2 protein-coding genes are annotated in these 3,039 nt (G+C 50.0%); both read right to left on the bottom strand.

From position 1 onward, the window contains the following. Nucleotides 1-129: 129 nt before the first annotated feature. Nucleotides 130-885, bottom strand: a complete 756-nt coding sequence (gene istB, locus AKL11_RS23585) for an IS21-like element helper ATPase IstB (RefSeq protein WP_067522687.1) — start codon at nucleotides 883-885, stop codon at nucleotides 130-132. 34 nt (nucleotides 886-919) lie between these two features. After that, nucleotides 920-2,458 carry an IS21 family transposase gene (gene istA, locus AKL11_RS23590; RefSeq protein ID WP_095210654.1) on the bottom strand — a complete coding sequence of 513 codons (1,539 nt, stop codon included), beginning with the start codon at nucleotides 2,456-2,458 and terminating at the stop codon, nucleotides 920-922. Nucleotides 2,459-3,039 lie beyond the last annotated feature (581 nt).

Here is a 3,039-nt window from a genome sequence, read left to right on the forward strand (position 1 = left end):
TGCGCATTCCGGAGCATTCGGCCACCCATTCCATAAACATCCGGCCACCTATTCCGGGATTATCCGGCCACCGATTCCGGTAACATTCGGCCACCCCCATCGGAGCGCAGCGACGCATCGCTTTGCAGCTTAGGACGTAGGTTCGGACTTCGCCAGTTTTGCTTGTTTCTTGCGAAGTGATTCACCCTTCAGGGGGACGCGGTGAGCGTTATGAATCAGCCGATCCAGAATCGCATCTGCCAGTGTCGGATCTCCAATCAATTCATGCCAATGATCAACCGGCATTTGACTGGTAATCAGGGTGCTCTTGAGGTTATGCCGGTCTTCAACCAACTCCAGTAGATCACGCCTCTGGCTTTCACTCAGCGGTGCCAGTCCCCAGTCATCAAGAAGGAGCAGGTCGGTCTTGGCCATTGCAGCCATCAGCTTTAGATAACGGCCATCAGCGCGGGCAAGGCTGAGATCCTGAAGCAGTCTTGGCAGCCTCACATAATGGACGGTGTAACCATCACGACAGGCCTTCTGCGCCAAGGCACAAGCGAGCCAGGTTTTTCCGACGCCTGTTGGGCCGGTGATGATGACGTTTTGATGATCCTTTATCCAGCCACTGCCCAGTAGCTGTTGGAACGGCTCTCGCTGAAGACCACGAGGATGGCGGAAGTCAATATCTTCCATACAAGCATTCTGCCGTAGTCGTGCATTTTTAAGCCGGGTTTTCAGGCGACGATTGTCACGGGCAGTGATTTCCCGATCAACCATCAAGCCGAGGCGTTCATCAAACGACAATTGATCTATATCTGCACTGCTTAACTGTTCATTCAATGCTTCATGCATGCCTGACAGTTTCAGTGTTTGCAGCTTTTCTAATGTTGGATTTAATAACATGGTTCTGTTTCCTTTATCTATTATTCGTGATGGTTTAGTGGAAGTAGTCAGAACCACGAAGGTTCTCATGGTGTTCAGGTAATGGGGGCTCCGGCTCAAGCTGCGGTAATGGCTGTTGATCCAGGTTGTGCTTCAGGATTGATTCGAGGCTGCGGTATGAGCAAGCATCCGTATAAAGTGCACGACGACAGGCGTTTTCAAGTCGTACGTCACCGTAGCTTTTTCCCAACCTCATGATGCCAAGGCAGCTACGATAGCCCTGTTGCGGATAACGACGGTCCGTGAGGATTCGTCGTATCACCGCTTCGGTCTCAGGTCCGGTTTTTCCAGCCCAACTCTGGAGTCGTTCCGGCGTCCACTGGGCATGCTGTTTATGCTTTTCTGGCATGTGGTCAGACTGGGTACTGTAGCGACCTTTCTGATACAAACGCTGATGGCTGGCAACCCGTTGCCCTTGGTGAAAGCACTCAACCGTATTCTGGGTGAAACGAACAGAGAGTTGCTTTTTTACCAGTTGGTAAGGCACGGAGTAGTATTGACCATCCACTGAAACGTGGTAGTCAATGTGCACACGAGCTTCTTTCCATTCAGCGTATTGGTAGCGTTCAATCGGTAAAGGCTTGAGTGCTGGTTTATCCAGTGACTCAAATAATGAACGACGACTACCTTGTAACTTTTGAAACGGCTTGCTGTTCAGCTTATCCAGCAAGCCCCGGATCGCCTTGTTTAGTGCTGACAGGGTGAAGAATGTCTGATGACGCAGTCCCGCCAGTATCCAGCGTTCAACCACCTGCACAGCAGACTCAACCTTGGCTTTGTCTTGAGGCTTTCTTACCCGGGCAGGAACGACAGCTACCTGATAGTGTTCAGCCAGATCCTGGTAGGTCGGGTTGATCACCGGTTCATACCGATGGGGCGTTTTTACGCCAGACTTCAGATTATCGGGCACCAGTGTGTTGGGAATGCCTCCCAAAAACTCAAAGGCCCGGATATGTGAGCCGATCCAGTCGGGAAGTGACTGACTCCAAGTGGCCTCGGCATAGGTGTAACTGGAGGCACCCAGTGTGGCGATAAAAATCTGTACCTGTCGCGCTTCACCGGTGAACTGATCAACGACAGTCATCGTCTGACCAGCATAATCAATAAAGAGTTTGTCCCCGGCAACATGGTTTTGTCGCATGACCACATCAACCTGGTTCCTCCATGACCGGTATTGGTCACTAAACCAGCTGTACTGATAACCATCGGGATGACAGCTTTTATACTCCTGCCAAAGCAGCATCAGGGTGGTGTTGGGGTGGCGAAGCTCTTGATGGATTTGACTCCAGTCCGGTGTCGCTTGCTTGCTTCGGCTATCCGATGACTTGGCGGGGAACAGCTGTTGTTCCAGAACTTTCTCATCCAAGGTATCTGGCAGTGGCCAGGACAGTTCAGAAACAGAAAACCGGGCCAGATAATCTTTAACGGTTGAGCGGGAAATATTGCAGCTCCGGGCAATCTTTCGCTCACTGAGGTTGTGCTCAAATTTGAGCCTGAGTACTTCACGAATTTTGCGCATTGGCAGTCTCTTCATGATGTTATCCCTTCATCCTTGATTGGGTCTCAAGAACGAGGGTAACGGTTATTGAAATAGACTGCGCCGCTGGCTTGGAAAGGGGTGGCCGAATGTACCGGAATCAGTGGCCGGATGTTACCGGAATGGGTGGCCGAATGTTTCCGGAATCAGTGGCCGAATGCCTCCGTAATACCCAGCGCTGAGAGGTTGCTGATCGAATTTGTACAAGGCCAGCTTCTACATTGTCGTTTGCTTTTAGTTTTCAAACCTTCTGGTTCAAACTGATTTCGGCATTTTGGTTCAGTGCAGTTTTAAAAAATGTTTCAATCTTGAACAGAAAACAAAAGGTTTTCCCTGTCGGAGAGTTTTTTACATTGTCGCTTGCTTGTAGTTTTCAAACCTTCTGGTTCAAACTGTTTCGAGGTATTTTGGTTCTGCTTGGTTTTTAGCAGCGGTCAAAATCTCTGGTGGTAAATCTTCTGGCTTTTACTTTGTCTCCAGTTGTACTTGCTTCAGGTTTTCGTCACGGTTTAACCATTTTACGGGCTTACGCAGCTAACAATAAAATCGTGTTCGTGCTGCGCACCGGACGCCTACGG

Origin of the sequence: Endozoicomonas ascidiicola (assembly GCF_001646945.1) — a bacterium.
GTDB lineage: Bacteria > Pseudomonadota > Gammaproteobacteria > Pseudomonadales > Endozoicomonadaceae > Endozoicomonas > Endozoicomonas ascidiicola.